Below are 23,000 nucleotides of genomic sequence, written 5' to 3'. Positions count from 1 at the left end.
ATGGAATTTATCAAGATAACAGAGCAACCATCGCTCTATGATGACCTCGACAAGAAGTCGGTAAAAGAGATTCTGGAAGATATCAATACTGAAGACCATAAAGTAGCAGATGCCGTGCAGAAAGCAATCCCACAAATAGAGAAACTGGTCACATTAATTATTCCCCGAGTAAAAAAAGGTGGGAGAATATTCTATATGGGAGCCGGAACAAGCGGACGTTTAGGTGTACTCGACGCTTCCGAAATACCTCCGACTTTCGGTATGCCTCCCACCGTAGTTATCGGACTAATCGCCGGAGGAGATACCGCCTTGCGCAATCCCGTCGAGAATGCGGAAGATGATATGTCCCGCGGATGGGAAGAGTTATTGCAGCATCATATCAATAGTGAAGATACAGTCATCGGAATTGCAGCATCCGGCACCACTCCTTATGTGATCGGAGCCATGCATACAGCACGGGAACACGGAATACTGACCGGCTGCATTACCAGTAATCCAAATTCGCCGATGGCTACCGAAGCTGATGTACCGATAGAAGTTATTGTCGGTCCGGAGTATGTGACAGGAAGTTCTCGGATGAAATCGGGTACTGCTCAAAAGATGATTCTGAATATGATCAGCACTACTATCATGATTGAACTGGGACGCGTGCAAGGAAATAAAATGGTCAATATGTAATTGAGTAACCAAAAACTCATTGATCGGGGAACGCGCATGATCATTGAAGAACTCCATCTGGACTACGAAAAGGCTGAGGCACTTCTGTTGCTACACGGTTCGGTTAAGTCTGCGATAGAGGCCTATCGCAGACACAACTCTACTCAGCAAGAGTAAAATGCAGTGCAGCACCACCGGAGGACTTTAACTTCAAAGTTAGCTTATCTCCGGCTTTTATCTTCTTATGAGTAGTACGAACCTTTGTACGTGTATTCAACTTGTCGTCATCTTCATACAAGTTGACTATATACTTCGTTCCCGGTTTCAAAAAATCCGTGGTTAACGTAATGGTACGCGCTTCTGTATTTGTCATTGCTCCCACAAACCATTCTTTTCCGGAACGACGAGCCTGCACAATATATTCACCTATTTCTCCATCTAATGCACGACTTTCATCCCAAACAGTCGGGATGGCTTTCCAGAACTCCAGTTCCTCCTCACCTTTATACATAGCAGGATTATCATACCAAAACATAAATTGCAAAGGACTGTAATATACGGCTGCCATTGCCAATTGATGTGCTTTGGTGTTTTTCACGCGACTATTAAAATAACAGAGTGTATAATCTCCTGCGCCTGCCAAAAAACGAGTATAAGGGAGAATGGTATTGTGTGTCGCATCCGGCATCTCTTCATTTCCACGGATACCTTCTTGCGTCATCAAATTGGGATAGGTACGACTGAAACCGGTTGGACGATATTCATCATGAATATCCACCATCATTTCATATTCCGCACATTTACGGACTGCATCATGTAGCCACGTACTCCAATGCTGATTACCTATCTGTACAAAACCGAATTTAATTCCTTTCAATCCCCATTTTTTATACAATGGCAATAAAGAATCTAGCTGTTGAACCAAAGCACGTTGATTGACATAGACCATTAATCCAATGCCTTTAGATTCTGCATATTTACATAAAGCAGAAATATCAAGATCTTTATCCGGAGAAACCGTAGTAGCATCCGAACTCATTTTCATTTCCGGGCCATACCATCCTGCATCCATATGTACATATTGAATGCCACGTTCCGCTGCAAAATCAATGGCTGCTTTTACTTTCTCCTGTTTTAAGTCTCCAGAACGGAATACTTTCCCAGGCTTAATCCAAGAAGTATCTGATATCCGACAAGGAGTATTTAAATTCAAAGCCAAATCATTATGATTGATCAAATCGACCGGACGTTCGGCAGCCATAATGACACGCCAAGGGGTACTGTAGGGAGAAATAATGTCAACGCTGCTATACAAGCTAGTTTCCAGTGTTGAAGGCTTCTCTGCAGACAAACGGAATTTTCCACGAGCATAATCCACCATCTCCGCTTCCAGTAATGCAACAGTCAATCCATCTGGCAGTTTCATAGTCAAAGGGCGTTCACTTTCCTCTTTTCCCCACCCTGACAGGGGACGAAGCTCATAAGGACCTTGTGCCCAACGTTCATAGTAAGCCATTGTACCTTCAGGCATTGTGAAACTTGTCCGTTCACCTGTAATATGTAAAAATAGCCCATTGGTCGTTTCCGGAAAATGATAACGGAATGCCACTCCTTCGTTATAGGCACGGACGATAATATTCATAAAGTAGTTTTTACGTTTGTCGTAACCGCCTTCAGTCATCCCTTGTCCCTCACCTTTACGAAACTTTAAAGTCATTTCATTATAACAGTCCCGAACTTCGGCACGTTCTCCATATACAGGTTTCCATGTTGCATCGTTTTTCCGATGATCAGTATCCGTTAATTTCAGATTCTCGCACCAAAAATAGCAAGTATCATTTGGTACTCCCAATGCCGATTCAAACAATTGATTCTCTACCTGTACACCAAGTTCACCCTCCTCCACTACCGGACGATTCTTATATGTCAGCGTATAATACATTCGTGCATTATCCTCTCCGAACGAACGCTGGTAAAAGGTGAACCGATACGCTCCGTCTGGGGAAGTCAGTTCCCGGCGGGTTTCTGTCATCACATTCTGTGCCTTTGTCAGTGTCGGTATTACCAACAGTAAAAGCAAGATACTTTTCTTCATTCTATTTAAATTCATGTTTATCCGTTTTTCCAATATATACGAACGAATTAATTATTATACTCAATCTGTCTCCCAAAGAAACACTACTTCTCAATTCTTTTTATAAAAGTCTCTTTTCTTTCATACATTTCTGCAAATATAAACAAACATCTTGCAAAAATAAGCACAACATCACATTCAAAAAGCAGCTACTTTTGCATCAATTCATATAAATAATAAATAAAACCATGAACGAATTATTTAGTATTGCCGGTAAGGTAGCTGTAATTACCGGAGCAGGTGGTGTGTTGGGAGGAAATATCGCCCAGCACTTTGTACAGCAGGGAGCAAAAGTTGTAGCTATCGACATCCGTCAGGAACAACTGGACAACCGTGTAGCAGAACTTAAACAATATGGTCAGGATATTATCGGTATTATTGGAGACGTGCTGGACATCGCCAGTCTGGAAAAAGTAGCGGAAGAGATTGTTGCCCAATGGGGACAGATTGATATTCTGTTGAATATTGCCGGAGGCAACATGCCGGGAGCCACTCTTGAATCGGATCAGAACTTCTATGATATGGACATTTCCTGTTGGGAGAAAGTGACCAGTCTGAATATGAACGGTACAGTCTATCCGTCTATGATCTTTGGTAAAGTGATGGCAGAGCAGAAAAAAGGTTGCATTATCAATGTGTCTTCTATGGCTGCTTATAGTGCCATCACCCGTGTGCCGGGGTATTCGGCTGCAAAAACAGCTGTAGCTAACTTTACACAATGGCTTGCCAGTGAGATGGCTCTGAAATATGGTGACGGCATCCGTGTAAATGCCATTGCTCCCGGTTTCTTTATCGGCGATCAGAACCGTCGCGTACTTATCAATCCGGATGGCTCGCTGACTGACAGAAGCAAAAAGGTTTTAGCCAAGACACCGATGAACCGTTTTGGTGATATTAAAGAATTGAACGGTGCCGTACAATTTTTGTGTAGCGAAGCTGCCAGTTTTGTAACCGGTGCAATGTTGCCTATCGACGGTGGATTCAGTGCATTCAGCGGCGTATAAAGAGAAGAAACTATGATGGAAAAAACATGGAGATGGTTTGGCAAGAAAGACAAGATTACCTTGCCAATGCTCCGGCAAATAGGTGTGGAAGGGATTGTTACAGCTTTGCACGACATACCGAACGGAGAAATATGGACAATAGAAGCGATTAATGATCTGAAATCCTATATAGAATCATACGGACTGCGCTGGTCTGTAGTAGAAAGTTTGCCCGTATGCGAAGCGATCAAATATGGTGGGTCAGAACGTGAACAGTTGATAGAGAACTACAAAGTAAGCCTTACCAATCTAGGTAAATGTGGAATAAAAACTGTTTGCTATAACTTTATGCCAGTCATCGACTGGATACGTACAGACTTGCAGTACCTCTGCCCTGACGGTACTAGCTCATTGTATTATGACCGTATCCGTTTCGCCTATTTCGACATGAAGATACTGGAACGGGAAGGGGCTGAAAAGGATTATACGGAAGAAGAACTTCATAAAGTTTCCGAACTGGATCAAGTGATCACCGAAAAAGAGAAGGATGATCTGATTGATACCATTATCGTTAAGACACAAGGATTTGTCAATGGGAACATCAAAGAAGGAGACAAAGAACCGGTCGTCCTTTTCAAACGGTTGTTAACTTTGTACAAAGATATTAACCGTGACATCCTGCGAGAAAATATGTGTCACTTTCTTTCTGCCATTATGCCGGTTTGCGAAGAATACGGAGTGAATATGTGCGTGCATCCCGACGATCCTCCATTCCAGGTTCTTGGTCTTCCTCGTATCGTCACCAATGAAGAAGATATAGCCTGGTTCCTGAATGCAGTAGACAATCCGCACAACGGACTGACATTCTGTGCAGGTTCCTTGAGTGCCGGCGAACACAATGATACCCGCGAATTGGCTAAGAAGTTTGCTAAACGTACGCACTTTATACACCTACGCAGCACAGCCGCCATGCCGGGTGGAAACTTCATTGAAAGTTCTCACCTGGCAGGAAGAGGACATATCATTGACCTTATCCGAATCTTTGAGAAAGAAAATCCGGGATTACCTATGCGCATTGATCACGGGAGAATGATGCTGGGAGATGAAGACAAGGGGTATAATCCAGGCTATTCTTTTTATGGACGTATGCTGGCACTGGCGCAAGTAGAGGGTATGATGACGGTAGTGGATGATGAAATAAAACGTCAGATGAAATTATGATTCTCTTTCACCAGACATTGATGCAAAAAAGAAGGGAGAAGTCATATTTAACATCTCCCTTCTTTTTATCTATCATAGCAATAATCAAATTCTCTTTGAAACGATTTATTTCTTTTGTCCTTCTTGGAAATCCGGTATACGTTTTACATCCGCACCTTTCATTACACCTTTTTTAATTGCTTCATTGGTTTCTGAAATTTCTTTCTTAACACGCTTATAATATTCTTTAGTCAGTCCTTTCTCCACAGCTTCAGACTCTGTAGCCGCCCAGAAGTACTGGTAATCCATCAGCATCAAGTCAGGAGCAACCACCTTAAAGAAAATACTATCTCCTTCAAATTTTTCACGTAAATCACCTAAATAAATAGTGTCTGCCGGATTTACTTCTTGTGTACTTGCATTTTTTTGTGAACTACTGCTACCACAAGAGGCTAACAATAAGCCTCCAAATAACGAAATAAAAATTAATAATTTCATATATCTATCATTTATAATATAAAACATGCTCAACGGTTCAATTATCAGGATCAGAATATCATCCTGTAACAGAGTGCACAAAAATAGTAATTTATAATATCATAATGATCATTTTTCTGTTCTTTTTCTATATTTTCCTACAAATTACTTGAGTAATACGTTAATTACTCCCTAAAAATGCTTCACACATACTTATATCATATCACCACTTTATCTATCCCTTTCTACTTTTTCCAATCGGAAAGCACTGAGACATAACTTTTGTCCGGCCTTGTCAACACGTAAACGCAATACACAGGCACCAGCCGAAAGTGAAAGTTCGCCAAGTTTTGTTTCTTTCCACTTTTTAGAAGAAGGGATCGAAGACGAGATTTCTAATCCCTGATCAGAGGCCATTGCTACATGTGAAGAGGAATTTGCCGAATAAGTAAGATAAACAGCGTAAGCTCCACTTTTAGGGATATTAACAGTATAATTCATCCACTCGCCGTCTTCTACCTGAACCACTACGTATTTATTATCTATTTTCTGTAATTCAACTGCTCCATCCGGACGATACTCATTTCCACGTACTGTCCCTATATTATGATAGGTATGCCCTTCAGGATTTTCTGATATACAATAATAATCATAATCAGCAGCCAAAATTGTACTGGGCAATTGATGCAAACCGGAAACTCGCTTACCTGTAGAAAAAGTAACCGGATCACCTGCCATCCAAGGGGTCAGTCGCTTAGTTAAAGTCCCCCAACCAGTCCACTCATAAAACCAATTCGGGGCTACTCCCCAATTCTCACATCCATAACGTTCTATCATATAATCACGATAACGCTGTAACCAGGTATATTTTTCAGCCGGTAATCCACTACGCACCGCATAATGTGCCAATGCCATTTCTCTGGTTCCTCCTGTCCCGGCAACATCTCCCCGTCCATGAGAGGAGATATTCACAGACTCCCAACGTCCGCTACGACTTTTTATCTGGAGATATTTCCCGTTATCAAATGTGACTTCATTCATATCCTTTGTTAATCCTGTTGGCTCCCAAGGTGTTTCCTGTTTTTTGTAAGATTGAATACTTGACAGGTTATAACGATAACTCCATTCTAGCCCGAGCAATAAACGATTGTCCAAACTACTATATAAAGAATCCCCCTGATTCCATGCCATTTCTGCAATAGCAACATAATTGTGCAACCCGGCTAATACATGTCCCTGATCACGACTAGATTCCTGACACTGACCATTAGGATAAATATAATATTGAAGCTGTTCGTCATAACCATAATCCTGAATATCATTCTTCCGTTGTAACAATTTATAATCAATCATAGTAGGAGAAACATGAATGGGTTGATCGCTGGAAATAGCCGGTCCTGAAGGATATGGCAAATCATCTTTACGATGTTTCATTCCCAGTAAATAGCGATAAGCACGGTCATACATTATCTCATTATCAAGATAGATAGCCATTGCCATCATACTGCGTGCTGCAAACAATCCTTGATTACCGAAACGCGCTGCATCAAAATTATAGATATTCCAATAAAAAGTTACTCCATTTTTTGTATCATCCAGATAATTAGCATATTTAGCAGAATAATTTTCCGTATTACTATACCCCGGATAAACCAGCATATCTTTGAAACGTTGCTGATCTTGCCGTGTCCATCCAGAATAATCTCTCATCATTTCAGCCGCATCAATCAACAAATAAATTTTCCCATTATCCAACGGTCCTGTACCACGGCTACTAGTATTAGTATAATAAGAATTTGCATTCAAATATTCTACAGCCTTACGTGCATAGGCTTCTTCTCCTGTCAAGTGCCAAAGAAGAGCTAAATCATGAGCACGACGCCCATCCACCCCGATTGTAGCATTAAATCGCCCTTCCTTTATTTGCTCTCCACGATTCACCACAGGTGCATCAAGTGATGAATAAGAAGACTCCTTCAATTTCAAAAAGGTAGAATAATAAGGTTCTTGTCTGGCCTCTACCATTGCTTTCATACGATCGAGGTCACCTTGCGTATAAGTAATACCCGGATGAACAAAACGACGTTGTGACTGAGCTACATCACTTGTAAAAACAATATTTTCCACATGAGGTCCTACATATATGCGTGCCATATCTGAAGTCTTATACCACCGAGGTTTGTCCGGCATATTATCATCAATCAATTTTCCATTTATTTTCAAATTTTCAAAACGTATGTTCTTTACCTTACGTTTTTCATCATATCCTTCAATAATAGAAAGTTCCGCATTCTCTCCGGTATAGGATATATTCTTAAACAATACGTTCTCAATTCCTCTTCCGGGAGCAGTACAGTATTTTTCATTATAAAAGATACGTAAATTGACAAGTTGCCCCTGACGGAAATTCTCAACACGGATGTCCTCAAAATGAACATTGCGTATTAAATTGTTATCACCTGCATTAATAGCCATACATCCTTGATAATCGACTTGTTTCTCTCTATGATCCAATATATCAATATTAATATAATTCAGATCTTCCAAAACTTCGGGAGCTTTAGAATTACCATGAATTCCAATAAAAATAGGATGGGCTACATCTGCCCAAAGAGTGGAATTCTGCATTGTTATATTCCGACAACCTCCTTCAAATCCCAAACGAGTGCCATAAACAGTTGTACAATCATCTGAGTTACGGCAGAAGACACCATCAAATAATACGTTATTGCTCGCAAAAACATTCATGCCATCTCCCCACCCATAATAACTAATACTTTTGACATTACGGATAGTAACATTTTCCGACCCTCCTGTCGCACATTGAGTAGCAACAATTCCTTCTACATAGACATCTCGGGAATTCGCAATACGAATACCTCCTTTTATAGAATAATCGATAATTCCTCTTCCTAGCAATTTTACATCATGTACGTTTTCGATTAGGACACGCCCCATTAAAACAGCTCCTCCTGCCAGATACACAGTCTTACCAGATGGCACTCTCAATTCCCCATTTTTTACTGTATGTATTCCAGGACCAAAGTAAATTACTTCCGGATTATCTTTGTCCGGAATCGTTCTTTCCGGAGATCCTGTAAATAAGTGAAGATTATGAAAAATATCCCCATTTACTTCTACTGACAAATTTCGAGGATGCTCTAATGTAAAAGTTACTGTATTACCATCGATCTGAAATGGGATATCATACGAGAGAGGACGGACTTTTGCCGTCTGTACTTCTCCCAAATTATAGGTTACGGCTACTTCCACTTTTCCTGTAAAATCAAAAATTGCCATCGAAGCATTTTCTACATAATGTCGTGTATCTCTTACCTCATCCACCTTAATCAGATAAGAAGATAAGGTATGCCAGACTCCATCTTGCAAACGGACCTTAACCGTAAAATCACTATTTAAAGCAACTCCTGCGGGAGCCTTCCAGGTTGCAAGCGTGTCTTTAGCAAAGATACAAGTTGCACCACCTAATAATGCAGCTAATAATAAGAACCAATATTTCTTCATGATATTACCGAATAAAATTCTTTTATAGTATTACGAACAATAAAGACGATTCACCTATTCTCTATCAAAGATATTTATGAAAACTCGCAAAACAACAATCGTTCAATTAAAACAATGATATGTTTATTCATCTAACAATGATTCTTATTGTACAGCCAACAACGTCAATTCGGTGGTTATTCCAGATTGCACCGCTTTTCCGTCAATCACTATCTTACAGGGGGCAGAAGAAAGAATATACCATTTTCCCTGCTTCTTTTCGAGCAGCACATTAGCAGCCTCCGAAGTCTGGATACTGATACTGGATGCAATCAGTTGCGTTCCGTTCCCTATAAACAGCGTCCGGTTTCCCGCATATTCGTTACTGATTACGGCATAGTCCGCTTTCACTTTCATTCCCTGATAGGTTGCGGTCTGCGACGAATCCGTCAAAGAGAAAATATGGTCAGTACGCCCGTTTTTACTTTCCACACAGATACCGGCAAAGTCTTTCAAACCGGGCTCTTCCGCATCGAAGTAAGAGACAGATTGAATAGCCGAAGGCTCTTTCTGCGTACTTGGTTCATAAACAGCAACAAAAGGACGGTTCCATGCTTCTCCATGCTGCCGGGCAACGAAGGTGAGCGTAGGCTGCTCCTTTATATTATAAGGCATATGGGGAGTCCGGCTCAATCCTTCGGTCATCGGTGACAGTGCGGTGAACACTTCCCGTTCCGGTTCTCCTTTCATCCAGAGATTCATGGAAATATCATCTCCGCCTTTATCCTTCATATCGATGGTAAAAGTCACTTTCACATCCTGACCGGTGGTAGCCACTTTCTTATCATATAAGTAGGAATAAGCATAAAGATGGGCACCTGCAAAAGCAAGTTCTTCGGTAGGCTGCAAATTCAAGTCCGTGCCGTCGGCAGCCGTTAGTGTCATTGTCTGACCTAGATTATGGTAGAAATAATCGTGCATTTTATCGCCTCCCCGTTCTTTCCGGCTGCGGAATACATCCACATAATACCCTGTCTCCGGACCGGTAGTAACAATGCCCATCAGTCGAGTCTGATCCGCCCTGCTCTCCGGCTCACGGAAAGCTACCTGACTATAGGTGACGGAAGTAAATCCTTTACCCGGTTCCGCCGAAGCCGGAAAACAGGAAAGCAAATCGAAAGAATGATTACTTTTCATCACCGGATAACTGGAAATGCCATCTACACAAACCGTATTATGACTGGGGAATTGAGAGTAATATTCCGCATAGTCCAGACCGCTATACAGAAAAAGTCCGATACCCGCATCCGGTCCCAGCACATATCCTTTTCCATAAAGCTCCATCGAAATGCCATTCGCGTGCATATGATTGCCTTCACTTGCATTGAGAGAAATCATCAGACTGTTGTGCGGATGCATTCCGTTGCGCTGTACCAGCCACGATACGTTGGGGGCATAGAACAGAGGAGATACATAATCCTCAATTTTCCCCGCCTTCACCTTCGGGTCCAGCACCAACGGCTTGTCCTCAAAGAAGGAGTTGACAGAGGCCCGTACATTCTTCTTGCCACTTTTTTCGCTGCCTTCCTCCGGATTCAGACATTTCAGCAAAGCGGTGAAGTAACGTTCCTGCTCTTTCTTTCCGTTTGCCTGCGCATTCTGTATCATCCGGATAAAGAAGTTCGTACTTAAGTAACTTGGATGCGTATCTCCGAAACCACAGATCATCCGGTTCGGAAAAAGATACTGCGGAGTGGCCGCTACGGCTTTTGCCAGCACAGGCATTGCCTTTACCAAGTCATACTGCAGATTATGGTCAAACTGATGGGTGAAGTTCGCGTAGTCATTGATAACTACACTGCTGTATCCCGGACATTCCGCCCATATTCCCGTTTCGGAGTCAAAGCCGTAATCGGCCAACTTGGTCAGACTCCACTGGCGGATGCTCGAACGGTTCATTACGTAGTCAATATAGTATTCGCGTCCTTTCCCGTCCGCATACTCTTCATTATCTTCCAGCACCAGTCCCACGTTCATGATATATCGTGCCTGCAATAAATCCCAGTTGTTATGAGGGACTCCGTTGGTGATAATATTATCCGCCCATTTCTTCAATGCGCCGGCATAAATCATCATCTTATCCGGATAGTTGGATTGCAGATAATGATAGAGAAAGTCATACAAAGGGACAACGATATGCAAAGCATCCTCATGGATCACTTCAAAAGAAGTCAGCCCCACCAGTGTCTGCTGATGCCCGTGATTCAGGTCAACAGGAACATTTCTGTAATAGATTCCCGTCATATAAGTATCGAAAACACCGGCAGCCAGCCGGGCATACTTTTCTTCTCCCGTCATCCAATAGAGGAAAGCGGCGTCACGGGCAATTCCCAGAATCTCACAGTTCAGACTCTCAATATTGCGCCCGGTCTTGGACGGATGCACACTTTCCTGCGGACGGCCTTCCAAGGCATTGTTGCAGAAAGTCACGTTTCCTTCCGCACTATCGTCATAAGGTACTACATCTTCCAGTTTAGGTCGACCGTGCGTAGCGGCCGTCCCTCGTGTTCCGGTATAGCGAACTGTCGGGGCAGGTGCCTTCGCGCCTCCGGCATGGTCGAACACCTCACCTTTCACGTACACTTCCGTTGCATGCGACTTCCAGTACATGGCCAAACGGGATAATAACCAGTCCGGCTGACTTTCCGTACGTCGCGTATATACTTCCGTCCGTTCTTTCAACTTGTTAAAGACATCTTGTGCCCATGCTTCCTTCTTGATCAACTTCCATGTTTCTTTTTTTCCTTCCGGGGTAGTCAGCACTCTCGGATGATCCTGCGGCATCTTCTCCGGCAACGGAATCTCCTGCCCGTGCGCATTCAGGAAAAAAAGCACACACAATCCTAACAAAATTCGTCTCATACTTCCATTTCTTATTTACGTTTGCTACGTATTTAATACGAAAATAAGGAATTATTTACCTAACTGGTATCAGAAAACCCGTTTTTATTTTCACCGGTACGGACTGCCTTCATACTCCGGACATTCAAGTATACTCAAAAAAGATAGCCTGCAAGCATACCACTTACAGGCTATCACAATCCCCTTTTTTCCCTTTGTATCAGGGAGGCAACTTACGTTTCCCCGTCCCCGCCGGAACTCTTGCTGTACATCCTTGCCATCAAGCTATATATACTTCATACAAGGAGCATTTCCCCATTCAGATACAATACCGGCAGGTCCCCATAAGTCACTCCACAATGTTCTTGCGAATCTCCCCAACTATCGTTGGATTCATATGGGTATCCGCCCTTTTTCGATGCGAAGATAATTTTTTTATGCTACTATTATAGTTAACACCGTCTATTAAAAGTGTTAAAAATAAAGATTTCATACCATACTTCTGCAAGCCGGCACCAAAGAAGAATATTTATTTTCTCTAAACAAAGCGTTAATTCCGAACAAAGAATTATATTTGCAGAAATCTAACAATTCTGATACTTATGAAAATACTATCTATCCATGATTTGCAAATAATCAGGAAGAGAGCGGAGCACCATCTTTCATTGCGCGAAGAAAGTAATGAAAAGGTTTCCGAAAAATGTTGCGGGCTGGCGTCCGGAACAGCACACCTCCAGATTCTTATTTGCGGAGGTACCGGTTGTAAAGCCTCTTCCAGTCAGGGCATCACTGAAAATCTTCAAAAAGCCATTGAAAGAAACGGGATAACCGACAAAGTAGACGTCATCACAGTAGGCTGCTTCGGCTTCTGCGAAAAGGGTCCCATCGTAAAGATCATTCCTGACAATACGTTCTATACCCAAGTCACTCCCGAAGATGCGGAGGAAATCATCAACGAACACATCATCGGAGGACGAAGAATCGAACGGCTGCTCTACATAGACCCGAAGACCGAACAAACTGTCAGTGACTCCAAACACATGGACTTCTACCGGAAACAACTCCGCATCGCCTTGCGCAACTGCGGATTCATCGACTCCGAAAATATAGAAGAATACATCGCCCGTGAAGGATACTTCGCACTGGCCGACTGCCTTCTCAACAAACAGCCTGCCGACGTCATCGACATCATCAAACGCTCCGGACTGCGGGGACGTGGCGGTGGCGGTTTCCCCACCGGCTTGAAATGGGAATTTGCCAGTAAGCAGGTATCGAACGTAAAGTACGTTGTCTGCAACGCCGACGAAGGCGACCCCGGCGCCTTCATGGACCGCTCCATCATGGAAGGCGACCCGCACTCTATTGTAGAAGCGATGTGCATCTGCGGTTACTCCATCGGTTCCTCCAAAGGACTGGTCTACATCCGCGCCGAATATCCGCTGGCCATCAACCGGCTCAAAAAAGCGATTGAGCAAGCCCGTGCATTCGGATTACTGGGGGACCACATCCTGGGGACAGATTTCAGCTTCGACATAGAGATCCGTTACGGAGCAGGCGCGTTCGTCTGCGGCGAGGAAACCGCCCTCATCCACTCGATGGAAGGAAAACGGGGAGAGCCGACCCTGAAACCTCCTTTCCCCGCCGAATCCGGTTATCTGGGCAAACCGACCAATGTGAACAATGTGGAAACCCTCGCCAATATTCCCATTATCCTGACCAAAGGCGCCGAATGGTTCGCCTCCATCGGAACGGAGCGCTCCAAAGGAACCAAAGTCTTCGCTCTTGCCGGAAAGATCAACAATGTCGGACTGATCGAAGTACCGATGGGAACTACCCTGCGAGAAGTAATCTACGAAATCGGCGGAGGCATCAAGGGAGGAAAGAAATTCAAAGCCGTACAGACAGGCGGCCCGTCGGGAGGCTGTCTGACGGAGAAACATCTGGATACTCCCATCGACTTCGACAACCTGCTGGCAGCCGGTTCCATGATGGGATCGGGAGGCATGATCGTGATGGACGAAGATGACTGTATGGTATCCGTCGCCCGTTTCTATCTCGACTTTACCGTCGAAGAATCCTGCGGTAAATGTACCCCATGCCGTATTGGCAACAAGCGCCTGCTGGAACTGCTGAACAAGATAACGGAAGGACGGGGCACGGAAAAAGACCTGGACACGCTTGCCACCCTCGGACGGGTGATAAAGGATACGGCACTCTGCGGACTGGGACAGACGTCCCCGAATCCGGTACTGTCTACCCTCGACAACTTCCGTGACGAATATCTGGAACACGTCAGAGACAAGACCTGCCGCGCCAAACAATGCAAGTCCCTGCTGACCTATACCATTAATCCGGAACTTTGTATCGGTTGCCACCTATGTGCCAAGAATTGTCCGGCGGATGCCATCAGCGGCTTGGTACGCAAGCCTCATGTCATCAACCCCGAGAAATGTATCAAGTGTGGCATGTGCATGGCACGCTGTAAATTCAAAGCTATTCTTGTCTGCTAAAATCTACTGCTATGGAAGAAAAACAAATTACCCTCCAGATAGACGGTCACTTTATCACCGTACCCGAAGGAAGCACGATCCTCGAAGCCGCCTGCAAAATCGGCATCAACATACCTACGCTGTGTCACATCGACCTGAAAGGAACCTGCATCAAGAACAATCCCGCTTCCTGCCGCATCTGTGTAGTCGAAGTGGCAGGACGCCGCAATCTGGCTCCCGCCTGCGCTACCCGTTGCACGGAAGGGATGGTGGTGAAAACCAGCACCCTGCGTGTGATGAACGCCCGGAAAGTGGTAGCTGAACTGATCCTGTCCGATCATCCCAACGACTGCCTCACCTGTCCCAAATGCGGCAACTGTGAACTCCAGACACTGGCACTGCGCTTCAACATCCGTGAAATGCCGTTCAACGGCGGCGAACTTTCTCCCCGCAAACGGGAAGTGACCTCCTCCATTGTGCGCAACATGGACAAGTGCATCTTCTGCCGCCGATGCGAAAGTGTCTGCAACGATGTACAGACAGTCGGCGCACTGGGAGCCATCCGCCGCGGATTCAACACAACGATAGCCCCTGCCTTCGACAGAATGATGAAGGACAGCGAATGTACCTACTGCGGTCAATGCGTAGCCGTATGCCCGGTAGGCGCACTGACCGAACGGGATTACACCAACCGCCTTCTGGACGATTTGGCCGACCCCGATAAGATCGTAATTGTCCAGACTGCCCCCGCCGTACGTGCCGCCCTGGGAGAAGAATTCGGCTTGCCTCCCGGCACACTGGTAACCGGAAAAATGGTTTACGCCCTCCGCGAACTGGGTTTTGACTACGTATTCGATACCGACTTTGCCGCCGACCTCACCATCATGGAAGAAGGTTCCGAAATCCTGAACCGACTGACACGCTATCTGGACGGAGATAAATCCGTCCGGCTTCCGATCCTGACTTCCTGCTGTCCGGCTTGGGTAAACTTCTTCGAACACCACTTCCCGGACATGCTGGATATCCCTTCTACCGCCCGTTCTCCGCAACAGATGTTCGGCTCCATCGCCAAGTCTTACTGGGCAGAGAAAATGGGAATCCCCCGCGAAAAGCTGGTAGTCGTCTCCATCATGCCCTGCCTGGCCAAGAAATATGAATGTGACCGCGACGAGTTCAAAGTAAACGGCGTCCCCGATGTCGATTACTCCATCTCCACCCGCGAACTGGCACGCCTGATAAAGCGAGCCAACATCGGCTTTACCCTCGTGCTGGACAGCCCGTTCGACAACCCTATGGGAGAATCGACCGGCGCCGGTGTCATCTTCGGTACGACGGGTGGTGTCATGGAAGCCGCCCTGCGCTCCGTTTATGAAATCTACACCGGACAGCCGCTGAAGAATGTCAACTTTGAACAGGTACGCGGACTGAGCGGTGTCCGGCGCGCCACCATCAACCTGAACGGATTTGAACTGAAAGTAGGCATCGCACACGGACTAGGCAACGCAAGGCACTTACTGGAAGATATACGAAACGGACATAATGAATATCATGTCATCGAAATCATGGCATGCCCCGGCGGCTGCATCGGAGGTGGCGGGCAACCCTTGCATCACGGCAACTCGGACGTTCTCTACGCCCGTGCCAACGCCCTTTACCGGGAAGATGCCAACAAACCTCTGCGCAAATCTCACGACAACCCCTATATTCAGAAACTGTATGAAGAATATCTCGGCAAACCGCTGGGTGAGAAATCGGAAATGCTCTTGCACACGCATTATTTCAACAAATCGATTGATTAACTTTAAACAAGTACTATTATGTCAGATATCAAGCTAGCCTGCGATGTGGTGGAACAAGTCAAGACGATTTGCGACAAACACGGGAACAATACGGGCGAATTAATCAATATTTTGCATGAAGCGCAACATCTGCACGGCTATCTGCCCGAAGAGATGCAACGGATCATAGCCTCCAAACTCAGAATCCCCGTGTCGAAAGTCTACGGAGTTGTGACATTCTACACCTTCTTTACAATGACTCCCAAAGGAAAGCATCCGATTTCCGTCTGCATGGGCACGGCGTGCTACGTACGTGGTTCGGAGAAGTTGCTGGAAGAGTTCAAGCGGGTACTCGGCATCGAAGTCGGAGAAACCACCCCCGACGGAAAGTATTCGCTGGATTGCCTGCGCTGCGTAGGCGCCTGCGGACTGGCTCCGGTAGTGATGATCGGCGAAAAGGTGTACGGACGACTGCAACCGGTGGATGTAAAGAAGATTATCGAGGAACTGGAATAAGTCTCTCCTACCCTTCAAAAGAGGATGTGACGTATCGGGTACCCGATATGTCACGCATCCTCTTTGGGGTCATATCCCCACTTCACATAAACCGCTCCCCAGGCAAATCCTGCACCGAATGCGGTAAATATCAGATTATCGCCTTTCTTCAGTTTCTTCTCAAAATCCCAGATGCAAAGCGGAAGCGTGCCGGCACTGGTATTGCCATAACGTTCGATGTTGACCATCACTTTCTCGGACGGTACTTCCAACCGTTGCGCCACAGCGGTAATGATACGCTGGTTAGCCTGGTGGGGAATCACCCAATCAATATCCTCCTTAGTCAAGTGGTTTCTGGCGATAATAGCTTCACAGGAATCCGACATATTCGCTACGGCATACTTGAACACCGTGCGGCCTTCCTGATAAATATAATGCAGATGATGATCCAATGAATAATAGGAAGGAGGACATACGGAACCTCCCGCTTTTATATGCAGAAAAGGCAGCCCTTTACCATCCGTTCTCAACACCGAATCCATGATGCCGACCTCTTCCGTAGTCGGTTCCAGCATAAAAGCGGCCGCACCGTCGCCAAAGATAGGGCAAGTGGCACGGTCCGTATAATCGATTACGGATGACATCTTATCAGCACCTACAATAATAATCTTTTTATATTTCCCCGAACGGATAAAATTCGCTCCCGTTTCCATCGCATACAGGAAACCGCTGCAAACCGCCTGCATATCGAAAGCGAAAGCATTCTTCAGCCCCAGCCTTTCGCACAAGATAGATGCCGTTGAAGGAAAACGGTAATCCGAAGTAGTAGTGGCGACAATGACCAGATCGATATCATCGGGACGACTCTTTGTGCGTTGCATCAACTGCTTGGCGGCCTTACGGGCCATATACGAAGTTCCAAGCCCCTCTTCATTCAAGATATGTCGTTCTTTTATGCCGATACGCCCCATGATCCATTCGTCGGTGGTATCCACCATTTTAGAAATTTCATCATTAGTCAGCACATAATCGGGCACATATCCCCCGACCCCAGTAATTACCGCATTTATTTTATCCATCAAGTCTATTTTCAGAATTACAAAAATGTGATATCTCAAAAAAAATATCGGGCGCAAATATACAGAAAAGAGAATGATATACAAGAGAAGAGTACTAGAAATACCAGACACTTTGACCTATGAAAAGAACTTTTGGCTAAAGAACGAGAAGTTTTGACTAAATTTCAGATTCAGCGGAGAGAGCGGGATTCGAACCCGCGATACACTTTTGGCGTATACACGCTTTCCAGGCGTGCCTCTTCAACCACTCGAGCATCTCTCCTTTCAAAAAACTCAATAAACACTAAGAAAACGCTCCCGTTTTCGTTTCACAACATCGGAGGCGTCGCCCTCCATAAAAACAAAAAAGCAGCCCAAAAGCTGCTTTTCAGCGGAGAGACAGGGATTCGAACCCCGGGTACCTCGCGGTACAACGGTTTTCAAGACCGCCGCAATCGACCACTCTGCCACCTCTCCAAAACTTCCTTGTCAGAAGTGCTTTTCGTTAAAAGCGGTGCAAAGGTACGAAGATATTTTAAACTTGCAAGAGTTTTCACTAAAAATTTAATCTAATCTTTTCCTAAGGATAGCAATTAATAGGTATTTTATGTTGAAAAGCATAAAATAGAGCATATTTATGCTGATTATATGAAAAATGATTGTAACTTTGTGCGCTCTAAAGAATAGGATAACTACAACCTCTAATTTTATCATTTTATGGAATTAAACAAGATCTTTAAAGACGGTCTTTGGAGCAGCGAAATCAACGTCAGAGATTTCGTAAGTCATAACATCACTCCGTATTACGGAGATGCTTCATTCCTCGAAGGACCTACAGAACGTACCAAAGCCGTATGGAACCGCTGCCTCGAAGCACTGGCAGAAGAAAGAGAAAACAACGGTGTCCGCTCATTAGATAATGTTACCGTATCAACCATCACTTCCCACAAGGCCGGATATATCGACAAGGAAAACGAACTGATCGTCGGCCTGCAGACAGACGAACTTCTGAAACGTGCCATCAAGCCTTTCGGAGGTATCAACGTAGTCAGCAAAGCCTGTCACGAAAACGGCGTGGAAGTGGACGACCGCGTAAAAGATATTTTCACTCACTACCGCAAGACGCACAACGACGGAGTATTCGACGTATATACGGAAGAAATCCGTTCCTTCCGTTCGCTGGGATTCCTTACCGGACTTCCCGACAATTATGCACGCGGACGCATCATCGGTGACTACCGCCGTATGGCTCTTTACGGCATCGACCGTCTGATCGAAGCAAAGAAGGAAGATTTGCACAACCTCACCGGTCCGATGACAGAGGCCCGCATCCGCCTGCGCGAAGAAGTGGCAGAACAGATCAAGGCACTGAAAGACATGAAAGTGATGGGCGAATACTACGGTCTCGACCTGAGCCGTCCCGCTTACACGGCACAAGAAGCCGTACAGTGGGTATATATGGCTTACCTTGCCGCCGTCAAAGAACAAGACGGTGCCGCTATGTCACTGGGTAACGTTTCTTCTTTCCTCGATATCTATCTGGAATATGAACTGAGCAAAGGAACCATCACCGAATCGTTCGCGCAAGAGCTGATCGACCAGTTTGTCATCAAACTGCGTATGGTCCGCCACCTGCGTATGCAATCATACAACGACATCTTTGCAGGCGACCCGACCTGGGTAACCGAATCTCTGGGCGGACGTCTCAACGACGGACGTACCAAAGTGACAAAGACCTCCTTCCGTTTTCTGCAGACATTGTACAACCTCGGCCCTTCACCGGAACCGAACCTGACCGTACTCTGGAGCCCGGAACTTCCGGAAGGATTCAAAGAATTCTGTGCAAAGGTTTCTATCGACACTTCTTCTATCCAGTACGAAAACGACGACCTGATGCGTGAAGTACGTCAGTCCGATGACTACGGAATCGCCTGCTGCGTATCATACCAGGAAATAGGCAAGCAGATTCAGTTCTTCGGTGCCCGTTGCAACCTGGCCAAAGCCCTGTTGCTTGCCATCAACGGCGGACGTTGCGAGAATACCGGTACAGTCATGGTGAAGAACATCCCCGTACTGACCAGCGACACGCTGAAGTTCGAAGAAGTAATGGACAACTACAAGAAAGTGTTGACCGAAATCGCCCGCGTATACAACGAAGCGATGAACATCATCCACTATATGCACGACAAGTATTACTACGAGAAGGCCCAGATGGCTCTTGTAGATACGAACCCGCGCATAAACCTTGCTTACGGTGTTGCCGGACTTTCCATCGCACTCGACTCACTGTCTGCCATCAAATATGCGAAAGTAACTGCCCGCCGCAACGATATCGGCCTGACAGAAGGTTTCGACATCGAAGGAGAATTCCCTTGCTTCGGTAACGACAACGACAAGGTAGACCACCTCGGCGTAGACCTGGTATACTTCTTCAGCGAAGAATTGAAGAAATTGCCTGTTTACAAGAATGCCCGTCCTACCCTCTCCTTGCTGACTATCACTTCCAATGTGATGTACGGCAAAAAGACCGGTGCTACTCCCGACGGACGTGCCAAAGGTGTTGCCTTCGCTCCGGGTGCCAACCCGATGCACGGACGCGATAAGAATGGTGCGATCGCTTCTCTGAGCTCTGTAGCGAAACTTCGTTACCGTGACTCACAGGACGGTATCAGCAACACCTTCTCTATCGTTCCGAAATCACTGGGTGCTACGGACGAAGACCGTATCGAGAACCTCGTAACGATGATGGACGGTTACTTCACCAAAGGTGCCCACCACCTGAACGTAAACGTACTGAACCGTGATATGCTATACGATGCCATGGAGCATCCGGAGAACTATCCGCAGCTGACCATCCGCGTTTCCGGTTATGCCGTAAACTTCGTGAAGCTGAGCCGCGAACACCAACTGGAAGTTATCAGCCGTAGCTTCCACGAACGTATGTAATCTATTACTCTATATGATGATAAACGTACATTCATACGAAAGTATGGGAACATTCGACGGGCCGGGCTTACGGCTCGTCGTTTTTCTTCAAGGATGCAACTTCCGCTGCCTCTATTGCGCCAATCCGGATACGATAGCAGGAAAGGGAGGCACGCCTACCCCACCGGAAGAAATCGTCCGCATGGCAATGAGCCAGCGCCCCTTCTTCGGGAAACGAGGAGGAATCACTTTCTCTGGAGGCGAACCGACGTTTCAGGCGAAAGCACTCGTCCCGCTGGTCCGCGAACTGAAAGAAAAAGGCATCCATGTCTGTCTGGACAGCAACGGAGGACTTTGGAACGAAGACGTAGAAGAATTATTCAAGCTGACCGATCTTGTGTTATTGGATATAAAGGAATTCAATCCCAACCGCCATCAGACGCTCACCGGAAGAAGCAACGAGCAAACCATCCGCACGGCCGCCTGGCTGGAAGAACAGGGAAAACCTTTCTGGCTGCGTTATGTGCTAGTGCCCGGATACAGCGATTTTGAAGAAGACATACGCGCACTGGGAGAAGCACTCGGAAAATACAAGATGATCCAACGGGTGGAAATACTGCCTTACCATACACTGGGCGTACATAAGTACGAAGCGATGGGACAGGAATACAAGATGAAAGGGGTAAAAGAAAATACCCCCGAACAGCTTGAAAAAGCTGCGGAGGTATTCAAAGAGTATTTCACTACGGTAGTAGTTAATTAATGGAGAATTCTCCAATGACCTCAAAGCAAGGGCATTCTTTAATCCGTTCCCAAGGATCTACGATCCCATTATAGTTGGTGTCGGGACTTAAATCCCGATGCCCTACTACTTTAGCTTCCGGATAACGCTGCAACAATTCGTGTACCAAGCGATGTAGCGCCTCCTTCTGACGGGGTGTACGCGTATCCGCCGCTTTTCCATTCTCATCCAGACCGCCCTCATAGCATACACCTAAGCTGATCGCATTGTAGCCACGTGCATGAGCTCCGACCGTATCTTCATCCCGCATCGGCTCAATCTCGCCCGACTTGCGTATATAATAATGATACCCCCAGCACGAAAAGCCACGATAACGGTGAGCCGTATCCACATCCTTTGCCGTAAAGTCGCAATCGACACGGGTGGCGGAACAATGGATCACAATCAGACTAATCTTTCTCATGTTCCTTTTCCCTTTCCGTCGTTTTCACTTTGCACACCTCCTTACAAGTAGTATGATAGCGCACTTCTCTCACCACCTTGTCCCGCTTTCTCTTTCCGAAGAAAGGAATCAGATACATGATCACATCTAAAATCCGGTTTACTATTTCTTTCATCTTATCAAAATATTAATGGAAGTTATTCTAATTCGTTATTACCTTGACCCGTCTGCCAATTATACCGTAGGGTCCGGAGCCTCTTCATCACCGGAGCCATCACCACCGGAATCCGGATTCTTGTCAGGGTCTTCTCCCCCGCCATCGCCTGCACCCGCCTGCGCCACCGCACGAGTCAGCACTTGCTGGTAACTCAGAATCTTCATCAATTCCGCCAGCGTTTTACCGGGGCGGAAAATAAGATGCGCCCCCTTAATCATCGAACCGGAAAATTCCTTGACCGATGCCGCACCTTCACTGTTCAGTCCTATCTGCAAACTGCCCAAATCACCCAGTCTCGCAATTCTTCCTGCCTTCAACGCACGCTTCACTTCGTAAAGAATACCCGAAATAGCCGCACGTACATCCGTTTCCGTACAAGTAGAACGACTGGTGATCGCTTCGCACAACTCTTCAAAGTCCAGCTCACCCGACGCCTGCGCCTGTGCATAATACTTTGCCGGTTCACTCTTTTTTGCAGGATTCTTGCGCGGCACCACTGAATAAGATACTGTCATTGCCATAATAAAATAATTTTAAAGTTTATAATACGTAGGATGCATCCCTTTCTTGTTAACAGCACAAAGATAAGGATAGCCGGACAAGCCATATTCCCCAACGAAGTTTCTTGATTCCCAACGAATAAAAATGAAGTCAAACCTTTGAAAAACAAGGAATTTTATGTAACTTTATAGCATAAAACAAGAAGAAAACATCATGAATTACAAAGAAGATTCTTTCCTTATCCGCACCTATACCAAAGCGGAACTGGCTCACCTTTACAATCCCCATGTCTGCCTCAAAGTTGCTTTACAAATACTTCGTCGTTGGATTATTTACAACCTCCCTCTCCTGCACGAACTCGAACAGGAAGGCTACCGCGCACGCAACCGTCTCCTTTCGCCGAAACAAGTGGCAACTATCATACACTTTTTGGGCGAACCGTAGTAACTTATTGCCATTTTATACAAAGTTCCTTTACACATTTCCGCAAAGAAGTT

The 23,000-nt window shown here is 45.6% G+C and carries 16 protein-coding genes, 2 tRNA genes and 1 pseudogene; 9 read left to right on the top strand and 10 right to left on the bottom strand.

Features of this window, described 5'->3' with window-relative positions:
* A pseudogene (gene murQ, locus KTR07_RS01465) lies at window positions 1-834 on the top strand (N-acetylmuramic acid 6-phosphate etherase).
* Here murQ and KTR07_RS01460 read toward each other — a convergent pair.
* Complete coding sequence (locus KTR07_RS01460) at window positions 818-2,767, bottom strand: glycoside hydrolase family 97 protein (RefSeq protein WP_072067323.1); 1,950 nt, start codon at window positions 2,765-2,767, stop codon at window positions 818-820. The pseudogene murQ and the gene KTR07_RS01460 sit on opposite strands and share 17 nt — an antisense overlap.
* Before the next feature lie 212 nt (window positions 2,768-2,979).
* Between KTR07_RS01460 and KTR07_RS01455 the strand changes: the two genes are divergently transcribed.
* On the top strand, window positions 2,980-3,795 hold the full coding sequence (locus tag KTR07_RS01455) for an SDR family oxidoreductase (protein WP_072067324.1): 816 nt from the start codon (window positions 2,980-2,982) through the stop codon (window positions 3,793-3,795).
* A gap of 12 nt (window positions 3,796-3,807) precedes the next feature.
* Window positions 3,808-4,995, top strand: a complete 1,188-nt coding sequence (gene uxuA / locus KTR07_RS01450) for a mannonate dehydratase (protein ID WP_080974017.1) — start codon at window positions 3,808-3,810, stop codon at window positions 4,993-4,995.
* Window positions 4,996-5,100: 105 nt separating this feature from the next.
* Here the strand turns inward: uxuA and KTR07_RS01445 are convergent, their stop codons facing one another.
* The 3 genes from KTR07_RS01445 to KTR07_RS01435 form a co-directional block, all read right to left on the bottom strand.
* The gene (locus KTR07_RS01445; RefSeq protein ID WP_008766743.1) at window positions 5,101-5,472 is read right to left on the bottom strand and encodes a hypothetical protein; all 372 of its coding nucleotides are present in this window, start codon (window positions 5,470-5,472) and stop codon (window positions 5,101-5,103) included.
* Window positions 5,473-5,682: 210 nt separating this feature from the next.
* Window positions 5,683-8,976, bottom strand: a complete 3,294-nt coding sequence (locus tag KTR07_RS28690; RefSeq protein ID WP_080979771.1) for an alginate lyase family protein — start codon at window positions 8,974-8,976, stop codon at window positions 5,683-5,685.
* A gap of 144 nt (window positions 8,977-9,120) precedes the next feature.
* The gene (locus tag KTR07_RS01435; protein WP_048692704.1) at window positions 9,121-11,877 is read right to left on the bottom strand and encodes a heparinase II/III family protein; all 2,757 of its coding nucleotides are present in this window, start codon (window positions 11,875-11,877) and stop codon (window positions 9,121-9,123) included.
* A 581-nt stretch (window positions 11,878-12,458) separates the two neighbouring features.
* On the opposite strand from KTR07_RS01435, the gene nuoF reads away from it, so the two are divergent.
* The 3 genes from nuoF to nuoE are packed head-to-tail and all read left to right on the top strand — an operon-like array spanning window position 12,459 to window position 16,639.
* Entirely contained in the window at window positions 12,459-14,366 is a 1,908-nt protein-coding gene (gene nuoF, locus KTR07_RS01430) for an NADH-quinone oxidoreductase subunit NuoF (protein WP_113748630.1), read from the top strand.
* 11 nt (window positions 14,367-14,377) lie between these two features.
* Window positions 14,378-16,144, top strand: a complete 1,767-nt coding sequence (locus KTR07_RS01425) for an NADH-dependent [FeFe] hydrogenase, group A6 (RefSeq protein WP_022470149.1) — start codon at window positions 14,378-14,380, stop codon at window positions 16,142-16,144.
* Window positions 16,145-16,162: 18 nt separating this feature from the next.
* Window positions 16,163-16,639: an NADH-quinone oxidoreductase subunit NuoE gene (nuoE, locus tag KTR07_RS01420; RefSeq protein ID WP_048692703.1), complete on the top strand. Its 477-nt coding sequence runs from the start codon at window positions 16,163-16,165 to the stop codon at window positions 16,637-16,639.
* 50 nt (window positions 16,640-16,689) lie between these two features.
* Here nuoE and KTR07_RS01415 read toward each other — a convergent pair whose 3' ends face one another.
* The 3 genes from KTR07_RS01415 to KTR07_RS01405 all read right to left on the bottom strand — a co-directional run bounded on the left by KTR07_RS01415 (window position 16,690) and on the right by KTR07_RS01405 (window position 18,153).
* On the bottom strand, window positions 16,690-17,697 hold the full coding sequence (locus KTR07_RS01415) for a beta-ketoacyl-ACP synthase III (protein WP_048692699.1): 1,008 nt from the start codon (window positions 17,695-17,697) through the stop codon (window positions 16,690-16,692).
* A 174-nt stretch (window positions 17,698-17,871) separates the two neighbouring features.
* A tRNA-Ser gene (locus tag KTR07_RS01410) sits at window positions 17,872-17,959 on the bottom strand.
* 109 nt (window positions 17,960-18,068) lie between these two features.
* A tRNA-Ser gene (locus KTR07_RS01405) sits at window positions 18,069-18,153 on the bottom strand.
* Between the two features lie 240 nt (window positions 18,154-18,393).
* Here KTR07_RS01405 and pflB point away from each other — a divergent pair.
* Window positions 18,394-20,622, top strand: a complete 2,229-nt coding sequence (gene pflB, locus KTR07_RS01400) for a formate C-acetyltransferase (protein ID WP_016268114.1) — start codon at window positions 18,394-18,396, stop codon at window positions 20,620-20,622.
* Window positions 20,623-20,638: 16 nt separating this feature from the next.
* A complete protein-coding gene (gene pflA / locus KTR07_RS01395; RefSeq protein ID WP_032841249.1) occupies window positions 20,639-21,364 on the top strand; it encodes a pyruvate formate-lyase-activating protein in 726 nt (241 codons plus the stop codon).
* On the opposite strand, the gene KTR07_RS01390 is transcribed toward pflA, so the two are convergent.
* Genes KTR07_RS01390 through KTR07_RS01380 form a run of 3 tightly spaced genes read right to left on the bottom strand, consistent with a single transcriptional unit; the run spans window position 21,357 to window position 22,523 of the window.
* Window positions 21,357-21,806: an N-acetylmuramoyl-L-alanine amidase gene (locus KTR07_RS01390; protein ID WP_008766752.1), complete on the bottom strand. Its 450-nt coding sequence runs from the start codon at window positions 21,804-21,806 to the stop codon at window positions 21,357-21,359. The two genes, pflA and KTR07_RS01390, sit on opposite strands and share 8 nt — an antisense overlap.
* The gene (locus KTR07_RS01385) at window positions 21,793-21,960 is read right to left on the bottom strand and encodes a hypothetical protein (protein ID WP_008766753.1); all 168 of its coding nucleotides are present in this window, start codon (window positions 21,958-21,960) and stop codon (window positions 21,793-21,795) included. The genes KTR07_RS01390 and KTR07_RS01385 overlap by 14 nt, the downstream gene beginning before the upstream one ends.
* 59 nt (window positions 21,961-22,019) lie before the next feature.
* A complete protein-coding gene (locus KTR07_RS01380; protein ID WP_008766754.1) occupies window positions 22,020-22,523 on the bottom strand; it encodes an HU family DNA-binding protein in 504 nt (167 codons plus the stop codon).
* A 193-nt stretch (window positions 22,524-22,716) separates the two neighbouring features.
* Here KTR07_RS01380 and KTR07_RS01375 point away from each other — a divergent pair, with 193 nt between their 5' ends.
* A complete protein-coding gene (locus KTR07_RS01375; RefSeq protein WP_008760437.1) occupies window positions 22,717-22,947 on the top strand; it encodes a DUF4248 domain-containing protein in 231 nt (76 codons plus the stop codon).
* Window positions 22,948-23,000 lie beyond the last annotated feature (53 nt).

It is taken from the genome of Bacteroides sp. MSK.20.82 (assembly GCF_019052485.1).
GTDB lineage: Bacteria > Bacteroidota > Bacteroidia > Bacteroidales > Bacteroidaceae > Bacteroides > Bacteroides thetaiotaomicron.
This window is presented reverse-complemented; position numbering and strand designations above follow the sequence as displayed.

Excerpts from the sequence above, each read along its gene's own strand:
- KTR07_RS01460 (WP_072067323.1), bottom strand. The coding sequence starts at position 2,767 with ATGAATTTAAATAGAATGAAGAAAAGTATCTTGCTTTTACTGTTGGTA.
- KTR07_RS01455 (WP_072067324.1), top strand. The coding sequence starts at position 2,980 with ATGAACGAATTATTTAGTATTGCCGGTAAGGTAGCTGTAATTACCGGA.
- uxuA (WP_080974017.1), top strand. The coding sequence starts at position 3,808 with ATGATGGAAAAAACATGGAGATGGTTTGGCAAGAAAGACAAGATTACC.
- KTR07_RS01445 (WP_008766743.1), bottom strand. The coding sequence starts at position 5,472 with ATGAAATTATTAATTTTTATTTCGTTATTTGGAGGCTTATTGTTAGCC.
- KTR07_RS28690 (WP_080979771.1), bottom strand. The coding sequence starts at position 8,976 with ATGAAGAAATATTGGTTCTTATTATTAGCTGCATTATTAGGTGGTGCA.
- KTR07_RS01435 (WP_048692704.1), bottom strand. The coding sequence starts at position 11,877 with ATGAGACGAATTTTGTTAGGATTGTGTGTGCTTTTTTTCCTGAATGCG.
- nuoF (WP_113748630.1), top strand. The coding sequence starts at position 12,459 with ATGAAAATACTATCTATCCATGATTTGCAAATAATCAGGAAGAGAGCG.
- KTR07_RS01425 (WP_022470149.1), top strand. The coding sequence starts at position 14,378 with ATGGAAGAAAAACAAATTACCCTCCAGATAGACGGTCACTTTATCACC.
- nuoE (WP_048692703.1), top strand. The coding sequence starts at position 16,163 with ATGTCAGATATCAAGCTAGCCTGCGATGTGGTGGAACAAGTCAAGACG.
- KTR07_RS01415 (WP_048692699.1), bottom strand. The coding sequence starts at position 17,697 with ATGGATAAAATAAATGCGGTAATTACTGGGGTCGGGGGATATGTGCCC.
- pflB (WP_016268114.1), top strand. The coding sequence starts at position 18,394 with ATGGAATTAAACAAGATCTTTAAAGACGGTCTTTGGAGCAGCGAAATC.
- pflA (WP_032841249.1), top strand. The coding sequence starts at position 20,639 with ATGATAAACGTACATTCATACGAAAGTATGGGAACATTCGACGGGCCG.
- KTR07_RS01390 (WP_008766752.1), bottom strand. The coding sequence starts at position 21,806 with ATGAGAAAGATTAGTCTGATTGTGATCCATTGTTCCGCCACCCGTGTC.
- KTR07_RS01385 (WP_008766753.1), bottom strand. The coding sequence starts at position 21,960 with ATGAAAGAAATAGTAAACCGGATTTTAGATGTGATCATGTATCTGATT.
- KTR07_RS01380 (WP_008766754.1), bottom strand. The coding sequence starts at position 22,523 with ATGGCAATGACAGTATCTTATTCAGTGGTGCCGCGCAAGAATCCTGCA.
- KTR07_RS01375 (WP_008760437.1), top strand. The coding sequence starts at position 22,717 with ATGAATTACAAAGAAGATTCTTTCCTTATCCGCACCTATACCAAAGCG.